A 24,611-nucleotide genomic window follows, 5' to 3' on the forward strand; every position below is an offset into this window, starting at 1 on the left:
CGTTTCCGCCGCCGGCCGCCTCCCTCGCCGCTCAGCCCCCCTTCGTCACGATCGTCTTCCACGCGCCGTTCTTCACCTGGTACAGCGTCGACATCCCGCTCTTCAGCGAGCCGTCGTTCGAGAACGAGATACGGCCGGTCACGCCTTCGAAGTCGATTTTCTTGAGCGCCGGGCGATAGGCCTTCGGGTCGGTCGAACCGGCCGCCTGCATCGCCTTGATCGCCGCCCATGCGGCGTCGTAGCCGAACTGCGCGTACGACAGCACGTCGACGCCGAAGCGCTTCTTGAAGCGTGCCTCGAAATCCTTCCCCTGCGGCAGCTCGTCGAGCGGCCGGCCGTATTCCCACGCCATCGCGCCTTCGGCGGCCGGCCCCGCGATCTTGATGAACTCGTTGTCCTTCACGCCGCCGCCGCCGACGAACTGCGCGTTCAGCCCGAGCTGCCGCATCTGCTTGATGAAGTTCGCGGCGAGCGAGTCGAGGCCGCCGAAGAAGATCAGGTCGGGATTCTTGGCCTTCAGGCTCGTGATCTGCGCGCGGAAATCGACCGCCTGGTTGCTGGTGAACTCGCGCCCGATGAGGTTGCCGCCGGCGGCTTTCACCGCCTTCTCGAATTCGTCGGCCTCGCCCTGGCCGAACGCCGTGCGGTCGTCGATGATCGCGATGCGCTTCGCCTTCGTCACGTCGACCGCGTACTTGCCCGCGTTGCCGGCATTCTGGCCGTCGGTCGCGATCACCATGAACATGTTCGCGAGCCCGCGCGACGTGAGCGTCGGATTGGTCGCGGCCGGGTCGATCACCGGAATGCCGGCCTTGTCGTAGACCACCGATGCCGGGATCGTCGTCCCCGAGTTGAAGTGACCGACCACGACCGACACGTTCTGGTCGACCAGCGCCTGCGCGGCCTGCACGCCGATGCGCGGGTCGGCCTGGTCGTCCTGCACGACGAGATTGAAACGGGCAGGCTTGCCGGCGATCTGCACCTTCTGCGCGACCGCATCGTCGAGCGCGAGTTGTACGCCGTTTTGCAGATCCTTGCCGTAGCCGGCATTCACGCCCGTGAGCGGCGCGGCGAAGCCGACTTTCACGTCGGTTGCGTCGGCGGCCTGGGCGGCCTGTTGCGAGAGGAGGGCAAGCGCGGATGCAATCGACACCGACAGCAGGGAATGACGGAATTTCATGTTGTTCCTCTTGTTCGACACCTGCGAGTAGGTACCGCACGCGTTCGGCGGGCCGGCGCGTGCGACGGGCGGGCGGTTCGACCGCTTCTCGGAATCGGGCGGGGAGGTCGGCATCGTGATTCTCGGAAACATCTCCCGTCAGGCTCCGCGAAGAGCCCCGATTGCCTCGATATATAGGTCGCCGATATGCACGGGTCTTGGAAATTTGTCGCGCATTCGATGCGGATTTGCGCATAGCTTCCGCGCGTGCGCGGGCGGCCGGTATCGGGAATTTCCCGTCGCGAACGGAATGGCCGGGGGAGGAAGGGGGCGGAGCGGGGCAACGCAGCGGCGCGGCCCGCCGGGGCCGCGCCGCGTTGGGTCGACGTCAGTCGGACAAGGCGTCCGATGCGGCTTCGGCGTCGTCGTGCGACGCGGTCGTGCGGATCAGCGGGTCGCTGGTGCTTGGGCGGCCCGTTTCGACGTGACCCGCGAAGCGGCGCAGGAAGCCGAGCAGCCGGCCGTCGCTGACGGTCAGGTCGTACCAGCCGTGGCTGCCGCGCAGGTCCCAGTAATCGTCGACGTGCGCGCCCGGCGCGAGGTCGAACGTGCGCGCTTGACCGTGGCCGTACGCGTTCGTGACCTTGAGCCGCACGGCCTTGTGGCCGCGGTTCATCAGGCGCAGCGTGATGTTGCCGTTCGCGACGTCGTAGCCGTAGATCACCTCGGGGTTCACGTTCGCGCTGCCGACACCGGTCGCGAACGGGCCGCGGAAATGGCAGTAGAAGCCGTTCGGGCCGTACACGTCGAGGTCGTACAGGCCGAGCGACGCGGCGGCGCTCCACGTGTCGGCGACGCGCTTGCCGGCTTCGACCGTGTACGCCCACGGGCCGTCGACGCGATTGCGCGACTGGACCTGGAACGCCGCGCCTGCCCGGCCCGTGTTCGCGAAGGTCAGCCGGAACTGGCCGTTCGCGGCTTCGACGCGGCCGTGCACGAACAGCTCGTACGGCAGCGCACGCGCCGGACGCAGCCCGGCCTCCTGTTTCGGCAGCTTCTGCAGCACCGGCGGCACCGGGATGTAGTCGGGATGGCGCGCGCGGTCGGGCGGCGCGTAGCCGCTCGTGTCGGGCAGCGTCGGCCAGGCGGCGTCCGCGGTCGCGAAGTCGAACGCCGACGTCAGGTCGCCGCACACCGCGCGACGCCACGGCGACACGTTGGCGGCCGTGACCGGATACTGCGCGCCGAACCGCGCCTCGATGAATTGCAGCAGCGACGTGTGATCGAAGGTCTGCGAGCAGACCCAGCCGCCCTTGGTCCACGGCGACACGACCAGCATCGGCACGCGCGGCCCCAGGCCGTACGGGCCGGCCATGTGCGATGCGTCGCCGGCGTATACCTCGTTGGTCGTCGCGACCGTCGACAGCCCGTTGTCGCGCGACTGCGGCGCGAACGGCGGCGGCACGTGATCGAAGAAGCCGTCGTTTTCGTCGTACGTGATGAAGAGCGCGGTCTTGCTCCACACGTCGGGATTCGACACGAGCACTTTCAGCACCTGCTCGATGTACCACGCGCCGTAGTTGGCGGGCCAGTTCGGATGCTCGGAATATGCTTCCGGCGCGCAGATCCACGACACCTGCGGCAGCGTGCCGTTCTTCACGTCCTGCTGCAGCACGTCGAACAGCGTGCCGCCGGCGCTGACGTTGGTGCCGGTGCGCGCCTTGTCGTACAGCGGCGTGCCGGGCAGCGCGGTGCGGTACTGGTTGAAGTAGAGCAGCGAGTTGTCGCCGTAGTTGCCGATGTACGGGTTTTGCGTCCAGCCCCACGAGCCGTTCGCGTCGAGCCCGGTGCCGACGTCCTGGTAGATCTTCCACGACACGCCGGCCTGTTCGAGCACTTCCGGATAGGTCGTCCAGCCGTAGCCCTTTTCGTCGTTGCCGAGCACCGGGCCACCGCCCGTGCCGTCGTTGCCGACGTAACCGGTCCACATGTAGTAGCGGTTCGGGTCGGTCGAGCTCGGGATCGCGCAGTGGTACGCGTCGCAGATCGTGAACGCGTCGGCGAGCTGGTAGTGGAACGGGATGTCGTCGCGCTTCAGGTACGCCATCGTCGTGGTGCCCTTGTTCGGCACCCACTGGTCGTAGCGGCCCTTGTTCCAGGCGGCGTGCATGTCCTGCCAGCCGTGCGGCAGGTCCTGCAGGAACTGCAGGCCGAGCTTGTCGGCGCCCGGGTGGAACGGCAGCAGTTCGGCCGGGCCGACCGGCTGGTGAAACACCGATTTGCCGTTCGCGAGGCGCAGCGGGCGCGGGTCGCCGAAGCCGCGGACACCGCGCATCGTGCCGAAGTAGTGGTCGAACGAACGGTTCTCCTGCATCAGGATCACGATGTGTTCGATATCGCGGATCGTGCCGGTGCGGCGGTTCGCGGGAATCGCGAGCGCATCTCGGATCACGGGCGGGAACAGGTTCAGCGCGGCGGCGCCGGCAGTGCCGGCGGCGACACGCAGGAAGTCACGACGGTTCGATCGGGTCATGGTCGTTATCGTGCGGAAAAGGGGGAGCCGATTGGCGGGACCTGCGGGAACGGCGCGCGCCGGGTCGCAGGATGCGGCTGCGCCGGTTCGTGCCGCCGCGAGCATAGCGAGGAATCGGTGTCATTCATGTGAAGTCCGGAAACGTTTGCACGCGCGGATCGGATAGCGGGCGGCGGCACGCCGCCGTACGAACCGCGAGGAAGCGGCGACGGTCGAGGCGGGCGGCGCGTGGCACGCCGGAGGAGTGGGGAGCGGCGGGACGGGTGCGGGGGCGGCAGAGGGACGGCAGAGGGACGGCGGAGGGCGGTAGAGAGCGGCAAAGGTGCAGAGGGTGCAGAGGGGCGGCAGCGGCGACGATCGCGATGCGCATGCGTCAGGCGTCGGTCACCCACGCGCCGAACCATTCGCTCGGCCGCGCGATTTCGTCCTGCGCGGCGACGAGTTCGAGCTCGTAGCGGCGGGCGTCGTAGGTGGCCTTCACGACCGCATGCACGGCCGCGAGCGTGTGCTCGAACGCGGCGCGCACCGAGTCGCCGCGCAGCCGGCACGCGACGAAGATCGCGCTGGTCAGGTCGCCGACGCCGACCGGATGGCGCGGAAACGCATACAGCGGCCGCTGGCCGATCCACGCTCCGGTTTCGGTGACGGCGAGCATGTTGAAACGGTCGGCCGGGCTGTTGCGGTCGTGCAGGTGCTTGACGAGGATGATCTTCGGGCCGCGGCGGATCAGCGCGCGGCAGGCGTCGACGGCTTCGGCGACGGTCTCGATGCGCCGCCCGGCGAGCTTCTGCAGCTCGGTGTGGTTCGGCGACATGCCGTCCGCGAGCGCGGGCATCTCCTGGACGATGAATTCCTCGACGCCGGGCTCGGGCCGGATGCCGCCCGTCTGGCCCATCGCCGGATCGCAGAAGTACCATGCGTTCGGATTCATCGCCTTCACCGAGCGCACGATCTCGGCCGCCGCGCGCGCCTGCGGCGGCGAGCCGAGAAAGCCGGACAGCACCGCGTCGCAACGCTTGAGCGCGCCGATGGCGGCGACGCCGTCGACGAGCTGTTCCATCTTCGCGGCATCGATCGCGCTGCCGGCCCAGTGGCCGTACTGCATGTGATTCGACAACTGGACGGTGTTGAGCGGCCAGACGTTGATGCCGAGACGCTGCATCGGGAACACGGCCGCACTGTTGCCGGCATGGCCGTAGATGACGTGCGACTGAATGCTGAGGACGTTTTTCATGGGAATTCGCCTGCACGCGTTTCAGGGTCACGTCACACGATACCCGAGTTCGTCGTACGCACGGAAGTCGCGCGGCCCCGGAGTGTTGCGCGTCGTCGTCATGCGACCGCGTAAAATCGCGGGGCGCGATGCAGCACGGGTGCAGCCCGACTGCCCGCGCGCGTCTCCAATCACCGTGATCGCCATGCTTTCGATTTGCAAGATGTTGTCCGTCGCGCGCGCCGCCGTGCTCGGCGCGAGCGCCGCCGCCGCGTGCGCGATACCCGTTGCGACCGTCGCCGCGACACCCGCCGCCAACGACGGGCCCGTGTACGGCCCGCGCCTCGAAGGGTTCGCGTATCCGGCGCCCGTGCACGAATACGCGTTCGTGTCGCAGCGCGAAACCCTCGAGATGGCGTACCTCGACGTGCAGCCTGCGCACCCGAACGGCCGCACCGTCGTGCTGCTGCACGGGAAGAATTTCTGCGCGGCGACCTGGGAGGACACGATCGGCGTGCTGAGCCGCGCAGGCTACCGCGTGATCGCGCCGGACCAGATCGGCTTCTGCAAGTCGTCGAAGCCCGAGCGCTACCAGTACAGCTTCCAGCAACTCGCGCGCAACACGCACGCGCTGCTCGAATCGGTCGGCGTGAAGTCGGCGACGATCATGGGCCACTCGACGGGCGGGATGCTCGCGATCCGCTACGCGCTGATGTATCCGAAGGCGACCGAGCAGCTCGTGCTCGTGAACCCGATCGGCCTCGAGGACTGGAAAGCGCTCGGCGTGCCGCCGCTGTCGGTCGACTACTGGTATGCGCGCGAACAGAAGACCACGGCCGACGGGATCCGCCGCTACGAGCAGGGCACGTACTACGCGGGCAAGTGGTCGCCGTCGTACGAGCGCTGGGTGCAGATGCTCGCCGGGATGTATCGCGGCGCCGGCCGCGACGCGGTCGCGTGGAACTCCGCGCTGATCTACGACATGATTCTCACGCAGCCGGTGGTCTACGAACTCGGCGCGATCCGCGTGCCGACGCTGTTGATGATCGGCGACAAGGATACGACCGCGATCGGCAAGGACGTCGCGCCGCCCGACGTGCACGCGAAGCTCGGCCGCTATCCGGAGCTCGCGAAGCGCACGCAGGCCGCGATTCCCGGCGCGCAGCTCGTCGAATTCCCGGCGCTCGGACACGCGCCGCAGATCCAGGACCCGGACGCGTTCCACAAGGCGCTGCTCGACGGGCTGGAGGCCGTGCACCCGCAGTGATGCGGGGCAGGCGGCCGGCCGCGCGCGGTCGTGCCGTCAGCTTGCCTCGTTCGCGAGCTCGTCGCGGATCTGGGCGGTCAGCTCGAACGAGCGCAGCCGCGCGGCATGATCGTAGATCTGCGCGGTGACGATCAGCTCGTCGGCGCCCGTCTGCGCGATACGGTCGCGCAGCTTGTCGCGCACCGTGTCGCGCGAACCGACTGCCGCGAACGACAGCGAATGCGCGACGGTCGCGAGTTCGAGTTCGTTCGCCTCGAGCACGTCGACGGGCGGCGGCAGCTTGCCCGGCGTGCCGCGCCGCAGGTTGATGAACTGCTGCTGCAGCGACGTGAACAGGCGCCGCGCCTCGTCGTCGGTGTCGGCCGCGAACACGTTGACGCCGACCATCGCATGCGGCTTCGGCCATGCGGCCGACGGCCGGTACTGCGCGCGATAGATCTCGAGCGCCCGCATCAAATAATCCGGCGCGAAATGCGACGCGAACGCGAACGGCAGCCCGAGCATCGCCGCGAGCTGCGCGCTGAACAGGCTCGAACCGAGCAGCCACACCGGAACGTCGAGCCCGGCGCCCGGCACTGCCCGCACGCGTTGACCGGGTACCGGCTCCGCGAAGTAGCGCTGCAACTCCGCGACGTCATCCGGAAACGAGTCCGCGCTGCCGATCAGGTCGCGGCGCAGCGCGCGCGACGTGGTCTGGTCGGTGCCCGGCGCGCGGCCGAGGCCGAGATCGATGCGCCCCGGATACAGCGACGCGAGCGTGCCGAACTGCTCGGCGATCACGAGCGGCGCGTGGTTCGGCAGCATGATGCCGCCCGAACCGACCCGGATCGTCTGTGTGGCGCCCGCGACGTGGCCGATCACGACGGCGGTGGCCGCACTCGCGATCCCCGGCATGTTGTGATGCTCGGCCAGCCAGTAGCGCCGGTAGCCCCAGCGCTCTGCGTGCTGCGCGAGGTCGACGGTGTTACGGAACGCTTGCGAGGCGTCGGCGCCGGCCGGAATGGGGGCGAGATCGAGTACGGAAAAGGGTGTCATCGGGGGACCTTCGAAACGGGGTGGCGTGGTGATGCGATTACGCAACAAACGCCAAGGATTTTGCCAAAGGGTTCCGGAACGTGCTGGCGGCGCGCGGATACCCATGCGCCTTACAGGGGCGCAGGGTTGCTTGCGACGATCGTTGCAAAAATCAATCTAATCGTCGATTAATTACCAAATTTTACGGCGATTGGAAGTGATACCGCATCGACATACAAATTTGCACGAAACGTTTGATTTTCAAGACTGCAATACGCCTGCAAAGTGCTTACGCTAATGTGAACGTGGCCGGGCCGATCGGGTTCGTCGACCGCTCAGCTTTGCCGGAATTGCACTAGTCCGTTTCTCGTAGCGCCGAGCGCGGGGGGGCGCGGACTGCTAAAATCCGGCGCCTGCCCATGTTGTGCCCATGGAGCCATTCGAGTCTTCCCGCATGCCGTCCTGGCGCTGCGCGGGGATACGCCACGCGAAGCCGGGCATGGCCGAACCCGAACAACGGGTCGTGCCTCCCCCTTACAGACGCTGCTGGAACAAGGAGTCGGGTCGTGCCCGCGTTCGTCGTTGTCGGAAAACCGCATCACGCTCAATCGTGCTCAAGCGTTTGCCATGGCGCCCAGGCCGCCGGGAGGCGTCGCGCATGACGCCCACCGTCACGCTGCTCGACTGGCTCCTGATCGCGTTCACGCTGGCCGCGGCCGGTTATGCGCTCGTCGCGGCCTTCGCGCCGCGGCCGCGCACGCCGCGCACGGCGGTGCGCGACGGCTTCGAGCCGGTCAGCGTGCTCAAGCCGCTGTGCGGCGCCGAGCCGCACCTGTACGAAAACCTCGCGACTTTCTGCGTGCAGCGCCATCCGCGCTATGAGGTGCTGTTCGGCGTCGCATCGTCCGCCGATCCGGCGATCGCCATCGTCGAGCGCCTGCGCGCCGATCATCCGGAGTGCGACATCACGCTCGTGATCGACACGCGCGTGCATGGCAAGAACCTGAAGGTCAGCAACCTGATCAATCTCGCCGAGCGCGCGAAATACGGTCGCATCGTGATCGCGGACAGCGACATCGCGGTGCAGCCCGACTATCTGGAGCGCGTGACGGCGCCGCTCGCCGACGCGTCGGTCGGGGTCGTCACGTGCCTGTATCATGCGCGCAGCGTCGGCGGCTTCTGGACGCGGATCGGCGCGCAGTTCGTCGACGCCTGGTTCGCGCCGTCGGTGCGGATCACGCACCTCGGCCGCTCGAGCCGTTTCGGCTTCGGCGCGACGCTCGCGCTCACGCGCGACACGCTCGACCGGATCGGCGGTCTCTTCGCGCTGAAGGACGAGCTGGCCGACGATTTCTGGCTGGCCGAGCTGCCGCGCCGCCTCGGGCGGCGCACCGTGCTGTCGGAGGTCGAGGTCGCGACCGACGTGATCGAACCGTCGTTCGGGCCGCTATGGCACCGCGAGACGCGCTGGCTGCGCACGATTCGTTCGCTGAACCCGGCCGGCTTCGCGTTCCTGTTCATTACGTTTACCGTGCCATGGCTCGCGATCGGCGCGGCGCTCGCATTGCGCCTCGACGGCACCTTCGCCGGCTGGCTGGCGGGCGGAGCGGCTGCGGTCGGCGCATTCGGGCGGCTCGTGCTGCATGCGCGCGGCGAGGACGGCTGGCGCGCGTTCTGGCGCGACCTGCCGCTCGTCGCGGTGCGCGACACGCTGCTCGCGCTCGAGTGGCTCGCGGCCGCGTTCGGCACGCAGGTCGTGTGGCGTGGCGCAAGGATGACGGTCGTCGGCGGCGAGCGCGCGACGGCGGCCGTGGAAGCAGTGGACGGCCGCTAGGGCTGTCGATCGAACCGGCCCGCGGGCCGAGACGCGTCGCACGGTGAAGCCGCGCGGCGCGACATGACGGAGAGGCGGGCGCCGGCATGGCGGCCCGCGGTTTTTTGACTGAATCGTTGTAACGAAACGAACTATGCAGGCTACCGGAGCATTCATGAAAACGCTGTTCTTGCAGGCCCCTTCGTATGACGGCTTCGACGGCGGAGCCGGCTCGCGCTATCAGGCGAAGCGCGAAATCCGTTCCTTCTGGTATCCGACCTGGCTCGCGCAGCCGGCCGCGCTCGTGCCGGGCAGCCGCGTCGTCGACGCGCCGGCCGACGGCCTGTCGGTCGAGGAGACGCTGAAGATCGCCAACGACTACGATCTCGTGATCATCCACACGAGCACGCCGTCGTTCCCGACCGACGCGATGTTCGCGCAGGATCTGAAGAAGATGAAGCCGTCGATGCTGGTCGGCATGGTCGGCGCGAAGGTGATGGTCGATCCGCACAACTCGCTCACGGCGAGCGACGCCATCGACTTCGTGTGCCGCGAGGAGTTCGACTACACCTGCAAGGAACTCGCCGAAGGCAAGCCGTTCCCCGAGATCAAGGGCTTGAGCTGGCGCGCGAAGGACGGTTCGATCGAGCACAACGAAGCGCGTCCGATCCTCGAGAACATGGACGAGCTGCCGTTCGTCGCGCCCGTCTACAAGCGCGACCTGAAGATCGACAACTATTTCATCGGCTATCTGAACTATCCGTACGTGTCGATCTACACGGGCCGCGGCTGCAAGTCCCGCTGCACGTTCTGCCTGTGGCCGCAGACGGTCAGCGGCCATCGCTACCGCACGCGCTCGGTCGAGAACGTGCTCGCGGAAGCGAAGTGGATCCGCGACAACATGCCGGAAGTGAAGGAACTGATGTTCGACGACGACACCTTCACCGACGACCTGCCGCGCGCCGAAGCGATCGCGATCGGTCTGGGCAAGCTCGGCATGACCTGGTCGTGCAACGCGAAGGCGAACGTGCCGTACAAGTCGCTGAAGGTGATGAAGGAGAACGGCCTGCGCCTGCTGCTGGTCGGCTTCGAATCGGGCGACGACCAGATCCTCGTGAACATCAAGAAGGGCGTGCGCACCGATTTCGCGCGCCGCTTTAGCGCGGACTGCAAGAAGCTCGGCATCAAGATCCACGGCACCTTCATCCTCGGCCTGCCGGGCGAGACGCAGGAGACCATCAAGAAGACGATCGAGTACGCGAAGGAAATCAACCCGCACACGATCCAGGTCTCGCTCGCCGCGCCGTATCCGGGCACGACGCTCTACAAGCAGGCCGTGGAAAACGGCTGGATGGAAGAGAACAAGACCATCAACCTGGTGAGCAAGGAGGGCGTGCAGCTCGCCGCGATCGGCTATCCGCACCTGTCGCGCGACGAGATCTATCACCATCTCGAGCAGTTCTATCGCCAGTTCTACTTCCGTCCGTCGAAGATCTGGGAGATCGTGCGCGAGATGCTGACGAGCTGGGACATGATGAAGCGTCGCCTGCGCGAAGGCGTCGAGTTCTTCCGCTTCCTGCGCGCGCACGAGGCCTGATCCGTGGCGACGCAGCGGGCGGCGCAGGCGCTGATTTTCACCGCGGACGACTTCGGGCTGCATCCGCGCGTCAACGCGGCGGTCGAGCGCGCGCATCGCGACGGCGTGTTGAACGCCGCCAGCCTGATGGTCGGTGCGCCCGCGGCGCAGGATGCGATCGAACGCGCGCGGCGGCTGCCGTCGCTCGCGGTCGGCCTGCATCTGGTGCTCGCGGACGGGCCGGCCACGCTTCCCGCGCATGACATTCCCGCACTCGTCGGCCCCGACGGGCGATTCGGCGACGCGATGGCGAAGGACGGCTGTCGCTTTTTCTTCCTGCCGCACGTTCGCGCGCAACTGCGCCGCGAAATCCGTGCGCAGTTCGATGCGTTCGCGGCGAGCGGCCTGCCGCTCGACCACGTGAACGCGCACAAGCATTTCCACCTGCATCCGACCGTGCTGTCGATGATCGTCGAGATCGGCCGCGACTACGGGCTGCGCGCGGTGCGGCTGCCGTACGAAACCGGCGCGCCCGCGTGGCTCAAGCCGTGGATCGCGCTGGTGCGCGCGCGGCTGAACCGGGCCGGGCTCGCGCATAACGACTACGTGGTCGGCATCGAGCGGACGGGCGCGATGGACGAGGCCGTGCTGCTCGACGCGCTCGCGAAGCTGCCGCCGGGTGTCGGCGAGATCTACTGCCATCCGGCCGAAGCCGGCGACGGCCCGATCACGCCGACGATGGCCGGCTACCGTCCGGTCGACGAACTGGATGCGCTGCTGTCGCCGCGCGTCGCGGCCGCGCTGAAGGCGGCGGGCGTCGCGACCGGCGGCTTCGCCGCCGTGTTCGGCGAGCCCGCGGCACGGCGCGGCGCGCACGCGTCGCGGGCGCCGGGAGCCCAGCCGTCATGAGCAAGTGGATCAAGTGGCTCGGCTGGCCGATCGGCGTCGGCATCCTGCTCGCGCTGGGGCTGCACGAAGGCGTCGGCGACGTGTCGCAGATGCTCGCGCGCGCCGGCTACGCGCTGCTGTGGCTGGTGCCGTTCCACGCGCTGCCGCTGCTGCTCGATGCGTACGCGTGGCACCTGTTGCTCGACCGGCGCAGCTCGCTGCCGTTCCTGTGGTGGATCGCGACCGTGCGCGAGGCCGTGAACCGGCTGCTGCCCGTGGTCGGGATCGGCGGCGAGATCGTCGGCATCCGGCTCGCGCGCTGGCAGGTGCCCGACGCGAGCCGTGTGACTGCGTCGGTGATCGTCGAGGTGCTCGTGACGATCGTCGTGCAGTATGCGTTCGCGGCGCTCGGCCTCGTGCTGCTGCTCGCGGCGACCGACAACATGGGCGGCGGCACGATCGGCCTCGCGCTGTTGCTGACGCTGCCGTTGCCGGTGCTCGGCGTGGTGCTGATGCGGCGCGGCGGCATCTTCCATGCGATCGAGCGTTTCGCGGGCCGCCTGCTCGGCGATTCGCACCGGCTGCTGCAGGGCGTCGACGGCCGTCGGCTCGACGCCGACATCGATTCGCTGATGTCGCGCACGGGCCTGCTGTTCAGCGCCTTCTTCTGGCAACTGGCCGGCTACGTGCTCGGCGCGCTCGAGATCTACTGGGCGCTCGCGCTGCTCGGCCACCCGGTGTCGATCGGCGGCGCGATCGCGATCGAGGCGATGACGCAGGCGGTGCGGCATGCGGCATTCATGGTGCCGGGCGGGCTCGGCGTGCAGGAAGCGACCGTCGTGCTGCTCGCGCAGATGTTCGGCGTCGACCGCGAGACGGCGCTGTCGCTCGCGGTGGTCAAGCGCGGCCGCGAGGTGCTGTTCGGTTGCCTCGCGCTCGGCTCGTGGCAGCTCGTCGAGCTGCTGCGCACGCGCCGCCGTCTGGGCGCGCAGCCGGCCGTGCCGCGCACCGCGCCGCCGGCGAATCGGGCGTCCGAAACCCGGACCGAAACGGAAACGACGCATTGAATCCGGGACGGGGCGCACGGCCCGTCTCGCGCTTTCGGCGTCGCGCGGGTATCCTTGCCGCGTGTTTCCTACACGCGCAACTCTTCCGATGATTTTCCGTTTCCGGCTGCTTTCCGTGACGATGCTGGCCGCTGCGCTGGCGCTAACCGGTTGTGACGACCAAGGCCATCTCGACGTGCAACGTATCAGGGACTTCTTCAACGCGATCAAGCCCGCGCCGCTGCTGCTGAAGGGGCTGAAGGTCGGCGAATCGACCGAGGCCGACGTGCGCGGCACGATGGGCAAGCCCGAGACCGAGCGCACGTTCACCGACGGCTCGAAGCGTCTCGAATATCCGCGCGGCCCGATGGGCAACCAGACCTGGTTCGTCGACCTCGATGCGAACGGGCGCTACACGGGCGCGACGCAAGTGCTGACCGCCGAGAATTTCGCGAAAGTGCGCCCGGGGATGAACGAGGACGAGGTGCGACGCCTGCTCGGCAAGCCTGGCGACATCGCGCAATACCCGCTGAAGCCCGAGACGGTCTGGAGCTGGCGCTGGCTCGAGGACGGCGTCAACACCGATGCGTTCTTCAACGTCCATTTCGGCCCGGACGGGCTCGTCTATACGACTTCGCGCTCCGACATCCTGAAAGGGCGGTGACGTTTACCCGCGGCGCTTCTTCAGCCAGTCGCGCAGCGCGTCGTTCATGCGCGTCTGCCAGCCGGGGCCGTCCGCCCGAAACGCGGCGAGGATGTCGGCGTCGTAGCGGATGCTGACCTGTTCCTTCGGGTGCTCGAGCTTCGGGCGCCCGAATTTTTTCGCGACGACCTCGACGAATGGCTCCATCGCATCGATTTCTTCGTCGCTGAGTTCATGGGCGTCCGGATCGGCGGCGATGCCGCGCGCGATCGCCGCTTCTTCCTCGGGCGTGTTGCGTATGAATTTAACCGCCTTCTTCATATCGAATCATCTCTCGGTTGTTGGCTTTTCGCAGGCTGACGACACGCAGCGCGCGGCCGCGCGGGACGACGATCGCCGTGTGAAGGCGCGCGCCGATCGGCACCAGGCAGACCCAGCGCGTCTCGCCGTAATCGCGACGAACGTCCGGCCACGCGCACGCTGCGTCCCACTCGGCGAATTCGGCCATTCGCAGCGATATGCCATGTTTCAGTCGGTTCGACAGATCCTTGGCATCATCGAAAACGAACGGAATTCCGACTAATTGTGGATGCGAAAAACATGAGGTGACAAGAAGTTTTTGTAGATGCAAAAATGAGGCGTCGCCGCGGATGACATCGAATCGGCCCGCATCGCGTCGCGGGCATGAGCGAGCGATTGTGTGGCGTGTGTCCGGACATGCCCATTCGGCTCGATGGCCAGTGCGGCGCTATATCGAAAAAGCGACCGGAAAATTGCAAAAAACCCGCTTCCCGACGTGTCATGAGACTGTCAGGAAACGGGTTTTTCCCTTTTGAAACAGCGGCGTAAGTCATGCGCACAAATGGTGGGACGAATTGCTGCGACGCAGCAAACGCGTGCACGGTGATTTGAGGCAATCAATTTCGCTTGCGACTATCCGCGTCAGCCCGGCGCGGGACAGGCATACGCGTCGGCATTCATTCAATTCTGGAGACGCGCGTGTTCCTTTACGGCTTTGGTCCTGTCCTCTGGGCCGGCACCGTGCAGACCATCGAGCTGTCGGTGCTGTCGCTCGCTACTGCGGTGGCATTGGGACTGATCGGCGCGGTGGCGAAGCTGTCGCACAACCGGGTGCTGCGAGCGATCGCGACCGGTTATACGACGCTGATCCGCTCGGTGCCCGATCTTGTGCTGATGCTGCTGCTGTTCTACAGCATCCAGATCTGGCTGAACCAGTTCACCGACCTCGTCGGCTGGAACCAGATCGACATCGATCCGTTCGTGGCCGGCGTGCTGACGCTCGGCTTCATCTACGGCGCGTACTTCACCGAGACGTTCCGCGGCGCGTTCCTGTCGGTCCCGCGCGGCCAGCTCGAAGCCGGCGCGGCTTACGGGATGAGCGGCGCGCGCGTGTTCGCGCGGATCATGTTTCCGCAGATGATGCGCTTTGCGCTGCCGGGCATCGGCAACAACTGGCAGGTGCTCGTGAAGGCGACCGCGCTGGTGTCGATCATCGGTCTTGCGGACGTCGTGAAGGCCGCGCAGGACGCCGGCAAGAGCACGTTCAACATGTTCTTCTTCATCCTCGTCGCGGCGCTGATCTATCTCGCGATCACGACCGTTTCCAACCTCGTGCTGATCCAGCTCGAGAAGCGTTATTCCATGGGCGTGCGGCACGCAGAACTATGATCGAGATCCTCCAGGAATTCGGCAAGGCGTTCCTTTTCTGGGACGGCCAGCGCCTGTCCGGCCTCGCGGTGACGCTGTGGCTGCTCGTCGCATCGATTTCGCTCGGCTTCGTGTGCGCGGTGCCGCTCGCGGTCGCACGCGTGTCGAGGAACAAGTGGGTGTCGATGCCCGTGCGGTTCTACACGTACGTGTTTCGCGGCACGCCGCTCTACGTGCAGTTGCTGCTGATGTACACGGGCATGTACAGCCTCGAGTTCGTGCGCTCGCACTCGCTGCTCGACGCGTTTTTCCGCAGCGGCTTCAACTGCGCGATCCTCGCGTTCGCGCTGAACACCTGCGCATACACCACCGAGATCTTCGCCGGCGCGATCCGTGCGATCCCGCACGGCGAGGTCGAGGCGGCGCGTGCGTACGGGATGACGCCGTTCACGATGTATCGCCGCGTGATCCTGCCGTCGGCGCTGCGCCGTGCGCTGCCGCTGTACAGCAACGAAGTGATCCTGATGCTGCACGCGACGACCGTCGCGTTCACGGCCACCGTGCCGGACATCCTGAAGGTCGCGCGCGACGCCAATTCCGCGACCTACATGGCGTTCCAGTCGTTCGGAATCGCCGCGCTGATCTATCTTGCGGTATCGTTCGCACTCGTCGCGGCGTTTCGCCGCGCGGAGCGCCACTGGCTCGCGTATCTCGCGGCCGCCCGTCATTGAATTCACTCGAGGAGAGCCAGTTGGCCGAGATCACTCAAACGAGCGCGTCCGCTTCCGTGAAGCTTGCCGCGGTCGACATTCACAAGCGCTACGGCGACAACGAGGTGCTCAAGGGCGTGTCGCTGGACGCGAAGGCGGGCGACGTCATCAGCATCATCGGCGCGAGCGGCTCGGGCAAGAGCACGTTCTTGCGCTGCATCAATTTCCTCGAGCGGCCGAATGCGGGGCAGATCGTCGTCGACGGCGAGGCCGTGCGCACGAAGGCCGACAAGACCGGCGCGCTGGAGGTGGCCGATCACAAGCAGCTGCAGCGCATCCGCACGAAGCTCGCGATGGTGTTCCAGCACTTCAACTTGTGGGCGCACATGAACGTGCTCGAGAACGTGATGGAAGCGCCCGTGCACGTGCTCGGCATTTCGAAGAAGGAAGCCGAGGAGCGTGCGCGCGAGTACCTGGAGAAGGTCGGCCTGCCGCCGCGCGTCGAGAAGCAGTATCCGTCGCATCTGTCCGGCGGCCAGCAGCAACGCGTGGCGATCGCGCGGGCGCTGGCGATGCATCCGGACGTGATGCTGTTCGACGAGCCGACCTCCGCGCTCGATCCGGAGCTGGTGGGCGAAGTGCTGAAGGTGATGCAGAAGCTGGCCGAGGAAGGCCGCACGATGATCGTCGTCACGCACGAGATGGGCTTCGCACGCAACGTGTCGAACCACGTGATGTTCCTGCACCAGGGGCGGACCGAGGAGGAGGGCGATCCTAAGGAAGTGCTGGTGCGCCCGCAGAGCGAGCGGCTCAAGCAGTTCCTGTCGGGCAGCCTCAAGTAACGCGACGGGGCAGGTTTCAACCGTGGTACCGGTGTCCCGTCCCGCAGGCGCCGCCCGCACGACGCAGGTGGCGATCGTTGCATTGCCGCCCGTGTCGATGTCGGGTGTGGGTCCGATCGTCGATGCGCTGAATCTCGCGAACGAGATCGACGGGCGGCTTTTGTACCGCTGGCAGGTGTGTTCGTGGGATGGGCGGCCGGTGCCGCTCGCGGGCGGCGCGCAATGGCATGCCGATGCGGCGTTCAACGATGCGATCGCGTGCGACTGGTTGATCGTCGTGTCGGAGCGGTTTCAGCAGTTTGCCGATTACCGGCTGTTTCTCGCGAGTCTCGCCCGGGTCGGGCAGCGCACGCCCGTCGTGACCGGCATTCACCACGGCGTGTGGTGGCTTGCGATGGCGGGACAGCTCTCCGGGTATCGCGTAAGCGTGAACTGGGAGACGTACCAGCAGTTCGCCGAACAGTTCGAGCGGTCGATCGTCACGCAGCAGATTTTCGAGATCGATCGCGACCGGGCGACTTGTGCCGGTGGGCAGGCAACCGTCGATTTCATGCTGGCCATGATCGGCCGGGAGCATGGGGCGGACCTCGCGGAGCGGATTGCCGATGCGCTCGGCGTCGGGGCATTGCGCAGCGGCGAGGAGCGGCAGCGGATTCCTTTTGTCACCGCGCCCGGCGAGCGGCATCCTCGGTTGAACGACGCGTTGCTGTTGATGGAGGCCAATGTCGAGGATCCGTTGACGACCGATGAGATCGCCGGGTTGGTCGGCGTGTCGCGCCGACAGCTCGAGCGGCTCTTTCGGCAGTATCTCGGGGCGATGCCCTCCAAGTATTACCTCAATCTTCGATTGCTCAAGGCAAGGACGCAGTTGCAGCGGACCAGCAAGTCCGTCGTTCAAGTGTCGCTCGCCTGTGGGTTCTCTTCTGCTGCGCATTTTTCCAATGCTTATCGAGAGAGGTTCGGCGTCACGCCGCGGGAAGATCGACGAGCCTGGCTCGAGAAGCAGACCGGCGGGGGCAGCGAGCCTCGAGGGGGGGCGCTCGTTGAGCGGGGGAAGGATTGAGGGTGGTTTTTTGGGGTTTGGTTTTGGGGGATGTTCGCGGGGTTGCTTGCGGTTTTCGTGAAATGCCCGTGATCGTGTCGGTCCATTAGCGTCGCCCCTGCGCGGGGCGGCGGTCACTTTTCTTTGTCTTGCCAAAGAAAAGTAACCAAAAGAAAGGCGCTCGAAATCGCATGACTTCCCGGTGCCATGGCCATCAGAGTGGCCACCATCTAAGTGTCCGCGCCAGTCAGGACAACGGAGTGGTTCGAGCAATGGTTCTGACACCACTCACTACCCCACGGAGCGGTATACCCTCCGCTAGCTCCATCCTCGCTACGCTCGGCTGCAAGGTACTTCAGGGCGTGCGGTTGCGTTCGCGCTCCTCCACGAACTGTCAGTGCCGGCACTCTTCCCGCTCTCGGCATTTATATGACCAGGTCATTTGACGATCGGTGTCTCCGATAGCACGTGTTTGCGGCCCCCATTTTCTCGCAAGGCTTTCCTGCGTATCGAAAATACAGTGGGTCCCTGCTGAGGACGGGCAATGTCGGCATGGTGGGGATGGACCTGTCGGCCGAGCGAAGCGAGGACGGAGCGAGCGAGCGGTATACCGCTCCGTGGGGTAGCGAGCGGTGTCAGAACCATTGCTCGAACCACTCCGTTGTCCTGACTGGCGCGGACACTTAGATGGTGGCCACTCTGATGGCCATGGCACCGGGAGGTCATGCGATTTCGAGCGCCTTTCTTTTGGTTACTTTTCTTTGGCAAGACAAAGAAAAGTGACCGCCGCCCCGCGCAGGGGCGACGCTAATGGACCGACACGATCACGGGCATTTCACGAAAACCGCAAGCAACCGCCAACCAGCAAAAGCCCCAAAATACCGCCAAGCGGCAGCTGCCCCATCCCGAGAGGGCAAAAAACCAAAACCTTCCGATAGAACCCGTCGCAATTCCGCAAGACGCTTGCGTCACCCTTACCTAAACTTGATCCTGTTGAACCCTCTTACGAAACCGAAAGGAACGACCATGACGACCTCGACCGTGACCCGCCAGACATTCGACGAAGTGATGGTGCCGGTATTTTCTCCCGCCCCGTTCGTGCCGGATCGCGCAGAGGGCTCCCGCGTGTGGGACACGGCCGGCCGTGAATACATCGATTTCGCGTGCGGCATCGCGGTGACGTCGCTGGGCCACGGCCACCCGGAACTGCTGAAAGTCCTGGACGAGCAAAGCCGCAAGCTCTGGCACATCGGCAACGGCTACACGAACGAGCCCGTGCTGCGCCTCGCGAAGCGCCTCGAATCGCTGACCTTCGCCGATCGCGCATTCTTCGCGAACTCGGGCGCGGAAGCGAACGAAGCCGCGCTGAAGCTCGCGCGCCGCGTCGCCTTCGATCGCCACGGCGCCGACAAATTCGAAATCGTGTCGTTCGTCCAGTCGTTCCATGGCCGCACGTTCTTCACGGTCAGCGTCGGCGGCCAACCGAAATACTCGGAAGGCTTCGGCCCCGTGCCGGAAGGCATCAAGCACCTGCCGTTCAACGACATCGAAGCCGCGAAGGCCGCGATCGGCCCGAAAACCTGTGCCGTGATCGTCGAGCCGGTGCAGGGCGAGGGCGGCGTGATCCCGGCCGATCCGGCGTTCCTGAAGGCGCTGCGCGAAGCATGCGACGCCAACGATGCACTGCTGATCTTCGACGAAGTGCAAACGGGCGTGGGCCGTACGGGCCAGTTCTACGCTTACATGGACACGGGCGTCACGCCGGACATCCTCACGACCGCGAAAGCGCTCGGCAACGGCTTCCCGATCGGCGCGATGCTGACGACGAACGAACTGGCCGCGCACTTCAAGGTCGGCGTGCACGGCACGACGTACGGCGGCAACCCGCTCGCGTCGGCGATCGCGGACAAGGTCGTCGAACTGATCGGCGATCCGGCCCTGCTCGAAGGCGTGCGCGAACGCAGCGTGCGCCTGAAGGGCGCGCTCGAACGCATCAACGCGCGTTTCGGCATCTTCAAGGACGTCCGCGGCAAGGGCCTGCTGGTCGGCGCGGAACTCACCGCCGCATTCGACGGCCGCGCGAAGGACTTCGTCACCGCCGCCGCCGAGAACGGCCTGATCATGCTGATCGCCGGGCCGAACGTGCTGCGCTTCGTCCCGTCGCTGGTGATCCCGTTCGACCTGCTCGACGAAGGCATGAAGCGCTTCGAGAAGGCAGTCGAACAAGTGCTCGCCGCACAGGAAGCCACCGCGCGCTGATCGGCGCGCCCATCGCAGACAGGAACGACGATGCTATTTGTTCGCCCCGGCAAACTCACGGATCTCGATGCGCTCGCGCACATGGCGCGCACCGCGCAGCCGGTCCTGCACTCGCTGCCGCACGACCGCGCGGCGCTCGAAGCGCGTGTGGCGCTCTCCGAGGATTCGTTTCGCGCGGACGTCGACTTCGCCGGCGAGGAGTTCTATCTCTTCGTGCTCGAGGATTCGTCGACCGGCAAGCTGCTCGGCACGGCGAGCATCGTGGCCGCGGCCGGCTACTCGGAACCGTTCTACGCGTTCCGCAACGACGCACTGATCCACGCGTCGCGCGAGCTGCACGTGAACCGCAAGATCCACGCGCTCACGATGTCGCACGAGCTGACCGGCAAGAGCCGGCTCGCGGGCTTTTACGTCGATCCGTCGCTGCGCGGCGACGCGGCCGCGCATCTGATCTCGCGCGCCCGGATGATGTACATCGCCGCTAACCGTCGCCGCTTCACGCCGGAAGTCTTCACGCTGCTGCTCGGCGTGAGCGACGCCACGGGCGCGTCGCCGTTCTGGGAAGCGGTGGGCCGCAAGTTCTTCGGCCGCGACTTCACCGACGTCGACATCGCATCGGGCGGCCGCAGCCGCACGTTCATCGCGGAAGTGATGCCGGCCTATCCGCTCTACGTGCCGCTGCTGCCGGAAGCCGCGCAGCGCGTGCTCGGCGAGCCGAACGAAACGGCGTTGCTCGCGTACGACATCCATCTCGAGGAAGGTTTCGAGCCCGACCGCTTCGTCGACATCTTCGACGCCGGCCCGGTGCTGACCGCGCAGGTCGACCGCACCGCGTGCGTGAAGCACGGCTCGGAACGCGTCGTGCGCGAGACCGCGCATCAGCAGGGCGACGTCGCGTACATGGTGTCGACGGGCAGCGGCGAATCGTTCCGCTGCGTGCTGGCCGACCTGCCGGGCGACGCGCACGATGCGCCGCTGGCCGGCGACGTGCGCGCGGCGCTCGATGTGAAGGAAGGCGATGTGGTGCGCTGCGTGCCGCTGCATCGCCGCAGCGATGAAGATTTGACGGGAGACGCAGCATGATCGTCGTTCGGGTCGTACAAACGGGCGACGTCGACGCGCTCGTGTCGCTCGCGCAGGAAACCGGGCCGGGCCTGACCACGTTCAAGCCCGACCGCGATGCGCTCGCCGCGCGCATCGAGCGCTCGCGCCGCACGCTCGAAGGCCGGGCCGCACCGGGTGAAGCCGGCTACTTCTTCGTGATGGAAGACTCGAAGACGGGCGACATCGCAGGCGTGTGCGGAATCGAAACGCAGGTCGGCCTCGAGCAACCGTTCTACAACTATCGCGTGAGCACGGTCGTGCACGCGAGCCAGGAGCTCGGCGTGTGGACGCGGATGTCCGCGCTGAACATCTCGCACGACCTGACGGGCTACGCGGAAGTCTGCTCGCTGTTCCTGAGCCCGCGCTATCGCACGGGCGGCGTCGGCGGCCTGCTGTCGCGCTCGCGCTTCATGTTCATCGCGCAGTTCCGCGACCGCTTTCCGGAACGCATCTGCGCGGAACTGCGCGGCCACTTCGACGAGGACGGCACGTCGCCGTTCTGGCGCGCGGTCGGTTCGCACTTCTACCAGATCGATTTCAACGCGGCCGATTACCTCAGCTCGCACGGCCGCAAGTCGTTCCTCGCGGAACTGATGCCGCGCTACCCGGTGTACGTCGACCTGCTGCCGCAGGACGCGCAGGACGCGGTCGGCCTCACGCACCGCGACACGCTGCCGGCCCGCAAGATGCTCGAGGCGGAAGGGCTGCGTTACCAGAACCACGTCGACATCTTCGATGCGGGCCCCGTGCTCGAATGCCACGTCAACGACCTGCGCACGGTGCGCGAGAGCGTCGTCGTGCCGGTCGCGATCGGCGTGCCCGATGCACGTGACGACGCGCCGAAGTCGCTCGTGTCGAACACGTCGCTCGGGGATTTCCGCGTCGGCGTCGCGCCGGGCGTGGTCGCGAACGGCTCGTTCGTGCTGTCGGCCGACGATGCCGCCGCGCTCGACGTGAAGGCCGGCGATCCGGTGCGCGTGCTGCCGCTCAAAGTCAAACAGGGATAAACGAATCATGACGGAACTCTTCATCGACGGCGCCTGGGTCGCAGGCTCGGGCCCCGTCTTCGCTTCGCGCAACCCCGGTACCGACGAGATCGCATGGCAGGGCGCAAGCGCGTCGGCCGCCGACGTCGACCGTGCGGTCGCGAGCGCGCGCCGCGCATTCGCCGGCTGGTCGGCGCTCGACTTCGAAGCACGCTGCGAGATCGTCAAGCGCTTCGCCGCCTTGCTTGCCGAACGAAAGGAAGCGATCGCGACCGCGATCGGCCGCGAAACGGGCAAGCCGCTGTGGGAAGCACGCACCGAAGTCGCGGCGATGGCCGCGAAGGTCGGCATCTCGATCCAGGCCTACCAGGAACGCACCGGCGAGAAGCGCCAGGACATGGCCGACGGCGTCGCGGTGCTGCGTCACCGGCCGCACGGCGTCGTCGCGGTGTTCGGCCCGTACAACTTCCCCGGCCACTTGCCGAACGGTCATATCGTGCCGGCGCTGATCGCCGGCAACACGGTCGTGTTCAAGCCGTCCGAACTCGCGCCAGGCGTTGCGCGCGCAACGGTCGAGGTATGGAAGGAAGCCGGGCTGCCCGCCGGCGTGCTGAACCTCGTGCAGGGCGAGAAGGACACCGGCATCGCGCTCGCGAACCATCGGCAGATCGACGGGCTGTTCTTCACCGGCAGCTCGGATACCGGCACGCTGCTGCACAAGCAGTTCGGCGGCCGTCCGGAAATCGTGCTCGCGCTCGAGATGGGCGGCAACAACCCGCTCGTGATCGGCGAAGTCGAGGACATCGACGCGGCGGTGCATCACACGATCCAGTCGGCGTTCCTGTCGGCCGGCCAGCGCTGCACGTGCGCGCGCCGCATCTTCGTGCCGCAGGGCGCGTTCGGCGACCGCTTCCTCGCGCGCTTCGCCGACGTCACGTCGAAGATCACCGCCGACGTGTTCGACGCCGATCCGCAGCCGTTCATGGGCGCGGTGATCTCGGCGCGCGCGGCCGCGAAGCTGGTCGACGCGCAGTCGCGCCTGATCGAGCAGGGCGCGAAGCCGATCGTCGCGATGACGCAGCGCGATCCGCGCCTCGGCTTCGTGAACGCGGCGATCGTCGACGTGACGGGCGTCGCGAACCTGCCCGACGAAGAACACTTCGGCCCGCTCGCGCAGATCGTCCGCTATGCGACGTTCGACGACGCGATCGAGCGTGCGAACGACACGGCATTCGGCTTATCCGCGGGCCTCTTGGCCGACGACGCGAAGGTGTGGGAGCACTTCCGCCGCACGATCCGCGCCGGGATCGTCAACTGGAACCGGCCGACCAACGGTGCGTCGTCCGCCGCGCCGTTCGGCGGCACGGGCCGCTCGGGCAACCATCGCCCGAGCGCGTACTATGCGGCCGACTATTGCGCGTATCCGATGGCGTCGGTGGAAAGCACGCAACTGACTTTGCCCGCGAGCCTGTCGCCGGGCCTGCATTTCTGATCGAGGGAACGACGATGAACGCACAAGAAGCCAATTTCGACGGGCTCGTCGGCCCGACCCACAACTACGCCGGGCTGTCGTTCGGCAACGTGGCGTCGCTGAACAACGAGAAGTCGGCCGCGAACCCGAAGGCCGCCGCGAAGCAAGGGCTGCGCAAGATGAAGCAGCTCGCGGATCTCGGCTTCGCACAAGGCGTGCTGCCGCCGCAGGAGCGGCCGTCGCTGCGCCTGCTGCGCGAGCTCGGCTTCTCGGGCAAGGACGCCGACGTGATCGCGAAGGCCGCGAAACAGGCGCCCGAGCTGCTCGCCGCGGCGAGTTCGGCGTCGGCGATGTGGACCGCGAACGCGGCCACCGTCAGCCCGTCGGCGGATACGAGCGACGGCCGCGTGCACTTCACGCCGGCGAACCTGTGCAGCAAGCTGCATCGAGCGATCGAACACGAAGCGACGCGCCGCACGCTGTCGACGCTGTTCGCGGACCCCGCGCACTTCGCGGTGCATGAAGCGCTGACGGGCACGCCGGCGCTCGGCGACGAAGGCGCGGCGAACCACACGCGCTTCTGCGCCGAATACGGCAAGCCGGGTATCGAGTTCTTCGTGTACGGCCGTGCCGAATACCGCCGCGGCCCCGAGCCGAAGCGCTTCCCGGCACGCCAGACCTTCGAGGCGAGCCGCGCGGTTGCGCATCGTCACGGGCTCGCCGAGGAAGCGACGGTCTACGCGCAGCAGGATCCGGACGTGATCGATGCGGGCGTGTTCCACAACGACGTGATCTCGGTCGGCAACCGCGATACGCTGTTCACGCACGAGCGCGCGTTCGTCAACAAGCAGGCAATCTACGACACGTTGACCGCCGCGCTCGACGCACGCGGTGCGCGCCTGAACGTAATCGAGGTGCCGGACGCGGCCGTGAGCGTCAACGACGCGGTGACGTCGTATCTGTTCAACAGCCAGCTGCTGTCGCGCGCGGATGGTTCGCAGGTGCTCGTCGTGCCGCAGGAATGCCGCGAGAACGCGAGGGTCGCCGCCTATCTCGACCAGCTCGCGGCCGGCAACGGCCCGATTCGCGACGTGCTCGTGTTCGACCTGCGCGAAAGCATGAAGAACGGCGGCGGCCCCGCGTGCCTGCGCCTGCGCGTCGTGCTGACCGAGGCAGAGCGCGCGGCCGTCACGTCGAACGTGTGGATCAACGATACGCTGTTCGCGTCGCTCGACGCGTGGATCGACAAGCACTATCGCGATCGCCTCGCACCGGAAGACCTCGCGGATCCGGCGCTGCTCGACGAGTCGCGCACGGCGCTCGACGAGCTCACGCAGATCCTGCGCGTCGGCTCGCTGTATGACTTCCAGCGCTGAG

The 24,611-nt window shown here is 66.8% G+C and carries 21 protein-coding genes; 15 read left to right on the top strand and 6 right to left on the bottom strand.

The window, feature by feature from the left end; translation table 11 throughout:
* Positions 1-31: 31 nt before the first annotated feature.
* The 3 genes from WT97_RS26055 to pdxY form a co-directional block, all read right to left on the bottom strand.
* Positions 32-1,180, bottom strand: a complete 1,149-nt coding sequence (locus WT97_RS26055) for a branched-chain amino acid ABC transporter substrate-binding protein (RefSeq protein WP_059782139.1) — start codon at positions 1,178-1,180, stop codon at positions 32-34.
* A 367-nt stretch (positions 1,181-1,547) separates the two neighbouring features.
* Positions 1,548-3,692, bottom strand: coding sequence for a phosphocholine-specific phospholipase C (locus WT97_RS26060; RefSeq protein ID WP_059791437.1), 2,145 nt, complete (start codon positions 3,690-3,692; stop codon positions 1,548-1,550).
* A gap of 373 nt (positions 3,693-4,065) precedes the next feature.
* A complete protein-coding gene (gene pdxY, locus WT97_RS26065; RefSeq protein ID WP_060354653.1) occupies positions 4,066-4,926 on the bottom strand; it encodes a pyridoxal kinase PdxY in 861 nt (286 codons plus the stop codon).
* 184 nt (positions 4,927-5,110) lie between these two features.
* Here pdxY and WT97_RS26070 point away from each other — a divergent pair, with 184 nt between their 5' ends.
* Positions 5,111-6,172 carry an alpha/beta fold hydrolase gene (locus tag WT97_RS26070; protein WP_059501534.1) on the top strand — a complete coding sequence of 354 codons (1,062 nt, stop codon included), beginning with the start codon at positions 5,111-5,113 and terminating at the stop codon, positions 6,170-6,172.
* 36 nt (positions 6,173-6,208) lie between these two features.
* Here WT97_RS26070 and WT97_RS26075 read toward each other — a convergent pair whose 3' ends face one another.
* Positions 6,209-7,207 carry an LLM class flavin-dependent oxidoreductase gene (locus WT97_RS26075; protein ID WP_059501532.1) on the bottom strand — a complete coding sequence of 333 codons (999 nt, stop codon included), beginning with the start codon at positions 7,205-7,207 and terminating at the stop codon, positions 6,209-6,211.
* A 637-nt stretch (positions 7,208-7,844) separates the two neighbouring features.
* Between WT97_RS26075 and hpnI the strand changes: the two genes are divergently transcribed.
* The 5 genes from hpnI to WT97_RS26100 all read left to right on the top strand — a co-directional run bounded on the left by hpnI (position 7,845) and on the right by WT97_RS26100 (position 13,173).
* Complete coding sequence (gene hpnI, locus WT97_RS26080) at positions 7,845-9,020, top strand: bacteriohopanetetrol glucosamine biosynthesis glycosyltransferase HpnI (RefSeq protein ID WP_060354654.1); 1,176 nt, start codon at positions 7,845-7,847, stop codon at positions 9,018-9,020.
* A 133-nt stretch (positions 9,021-9,153) separates the two neighbouring features.
* The gene (gene hpnJ, locus WT97_RS26085) at positions 9,154-10,596 is read left to right on the top strand and encodes a hopanoid biosynthesis associated radical SAM protein HpnJ (RefSeq protein WP_306453344.1); all 1,443 of its coding nucleotides are present in this window, start codon (positions 9,154-9,156) and stop codon (positions 10,594-10,596) included.
* A 3-nt stretch (positions 10,597-10,599) separates the two neighbouring features.
* Positions 10,600-11,484 (top strand): hopanoid biosynthesis-associated protein HpnK, encoded by an 885-nt coding sequence (gene hpnK / locus WT97_RS26090; RefSeq protein ID WP_059501528.1) that lies wholly within the window; start codon positions 10,600-10,602, stop codon positions 11,482-11,484.
* The gene (locus tag WT97_RS26095) at positions 11,481-12,530 is read left to right on the top strand and encodes a lysylphosphatidylglycerol synthase domain-containing protein (RefSeq protein WP_060354655.1); all 1,050 of its coding nucleotides are present in this window, start codon (positions 11,481-11,483) and stop codon (positions 12,528-12,530) included. Before hpnK ends, WT97_RS26095 begins: the two co-directional genes overlap by 4 nt.
* Before the next feature lie 88 nt (positions 12,531-12,618).
* The gene (locus WT97_RS26100) at positions 12,619-13,173 is read left to right on the top strand and encodes a lipoprotein (RefSeq protein WP_034206821.1); all 555 of its coding nucleotides are present in this window, start codon (positions 12,619-12,621) and stop codon (positions 13,171-13,173) included.
* Between the two features lie 3 nt (positions 13,174-13,176).
* Here the strand turns inward: WT97_RS26100 and WT97_RS26105 are convergent, their stop codons facing one another.
* Both WT97_RS26105 and WT97_RS26110 read right to left on the bottom strand, forming a co-directional pair.
* Positions 13,177-13,473, bottom strand: coding sequence for a BrnA antitoxin family protein (locus WT97_RS26105; protein WP_060354656.1), 297 nt, complete (start codon positions 13,471-13,473; stop codon positions 13,177-13,179).
* Complete coding sequence (locus WT97_RS26110; RefSeq protein WP_082751485.1) at positions 13,457-13,783, bottom strand: BrnT family toxin; 327 nt, start codon at positions 13,781-13,783, stop codon at positions 13,457-13,459. The genes WT97_RS26105 and WT97_RS26110 overlap by 17 nt, the downstream gene beginning before the upstream one ends.
* Positions 13,784-14,151: 368 nt before the next feature.
* On the opposite strand from WT97_RS26110, the gene WT97_RS26115 reads away from it, so the two are divergent.
* The 9 genes from WT97_RS26115 to astB all read left to right on the top strand — a co-directional run bounded on the left by WT97_RS26115 (position 14,152) and on the right by astB (position 24,610).
* Complete coding sequence (locus WT97_RS26115; RefSeq protein ID WP_006488734.1) at positions 14,152-14,841, top strand: ABC transporter permease; 690 nt, start codon at positions 14,152-14,154, stop codon at positions 14,839-14,841.
* Positions 14,838-15,551, top strand: coding sequence for an ABC transporter permease (locus tag WT97_RS26120; RefSeq protein ID WP_034206823.1), 714 nt, complete (start codon positions 14,838-14,840; stop codon positions 15,549-15,551). Before WT97_RS26115 ends, WT97_RS26120 begins: the two co-directional genes overlap by 4 nt.
* Before the next feature lie 20 nt (positions 15,552-15,571).
* On the top strand, positions 15,572-16,372 hold the full coding sequence (locus WT97_RS26125) for an ABC transporter ATP-binding protein (RefSeq protein ID WP_034206824.1): 801 nt from the start codon (positions 15,572-15,574) through the stop codon (positions 16,370-16,372).
* Positions 16,373-16,394: 22 nt separating this feature from the next.
* On the top strand, positions 16,395-17,435 hold the full coding sequence (locus tag WT97_RS26130) for a GlxA family transcriptional regulator (protein WP_060354657.1): 1,041 nt from the start codon (positions 16,395-16,397) through the stop codon (positions 17,433-17,435).
* A 1,005-nt stretch (positions 17,436-18,440) separates the two neighbouring features.
* Positions 18,441-19,673 carry an aspartate aminotransferase family protein gene (locus WT97_RS26135; RefSeq protein WP_059501812.1) on the top strand — a complete coding sequence of 411 codons (1,233 nt, stop codon included), beginning with the start codon at positions 18,441-18,443 and terminating at the stop codon, positions 19,671-19,673.
* Positions 19,674-19,703: 30 nt separating this feature from the next.
* Positions 19,704-20,756: an arginine/ornithine succinyltransferase subunit alpha gene (gene aruF, locus WT97_RS26140; RefSeq protein ID WP_060354658.1), complete on the top strand. Its 1,053-nt coding sequence runs from the start codon at positions 19,704-19,706 to the stop codon at positions 20,754-20,756.
* Positions 20,753-21,784: an arginine N-succinyltransferase gene (astA, locus tag WT97_RS26145; protein ID WP_059791429.1), complete on the top strand. Its 1,032-nt coding sequence runs from the start codon at positions 20,753-20,755 to the stop codon at positions 21,782-21,784. Before aruF ends, astA begins: the two co-directional genes overlap by 4 nt.
* A gap of 7 nt (positions 21,785-21,791) precedes the next feature.
* The gene (gene astD / locus WT97_RS26150; protein ID WP_059501818.1) at positions 21,792-23,255 is read left to right on the top strand and encodes a succinylglutamate-semialdehyde dehydrogenase; all 1,464 of its coding nucleotides are present in this window, start codon (positions 21,792-21,794) and stop codon (positions 23,253-23,255) included.
* 14 nt (positions 23,256-23,269) lie between these two features.
* A complete protein-coding gene (astB, locus tag WT97_RS26155) occupies positions 23,270-24,610 on the top strand; it encodes an N-succinylarginine dihydrolase (protein WP_059501819.1) in 1,341 nt (446 codons plus the stop codon).
* Position 24,611: the final 1 nt, after the last annotated feature.

The organism is Burkholderia sp. MSMB1459WGS (assembly GCF_001534535.1).
Classification (GTDB): Bacteria; Pseudomonadota; Gammaproteobacteria; order Burkholderiales; family Burkholderiaceae; genus Burkholderia.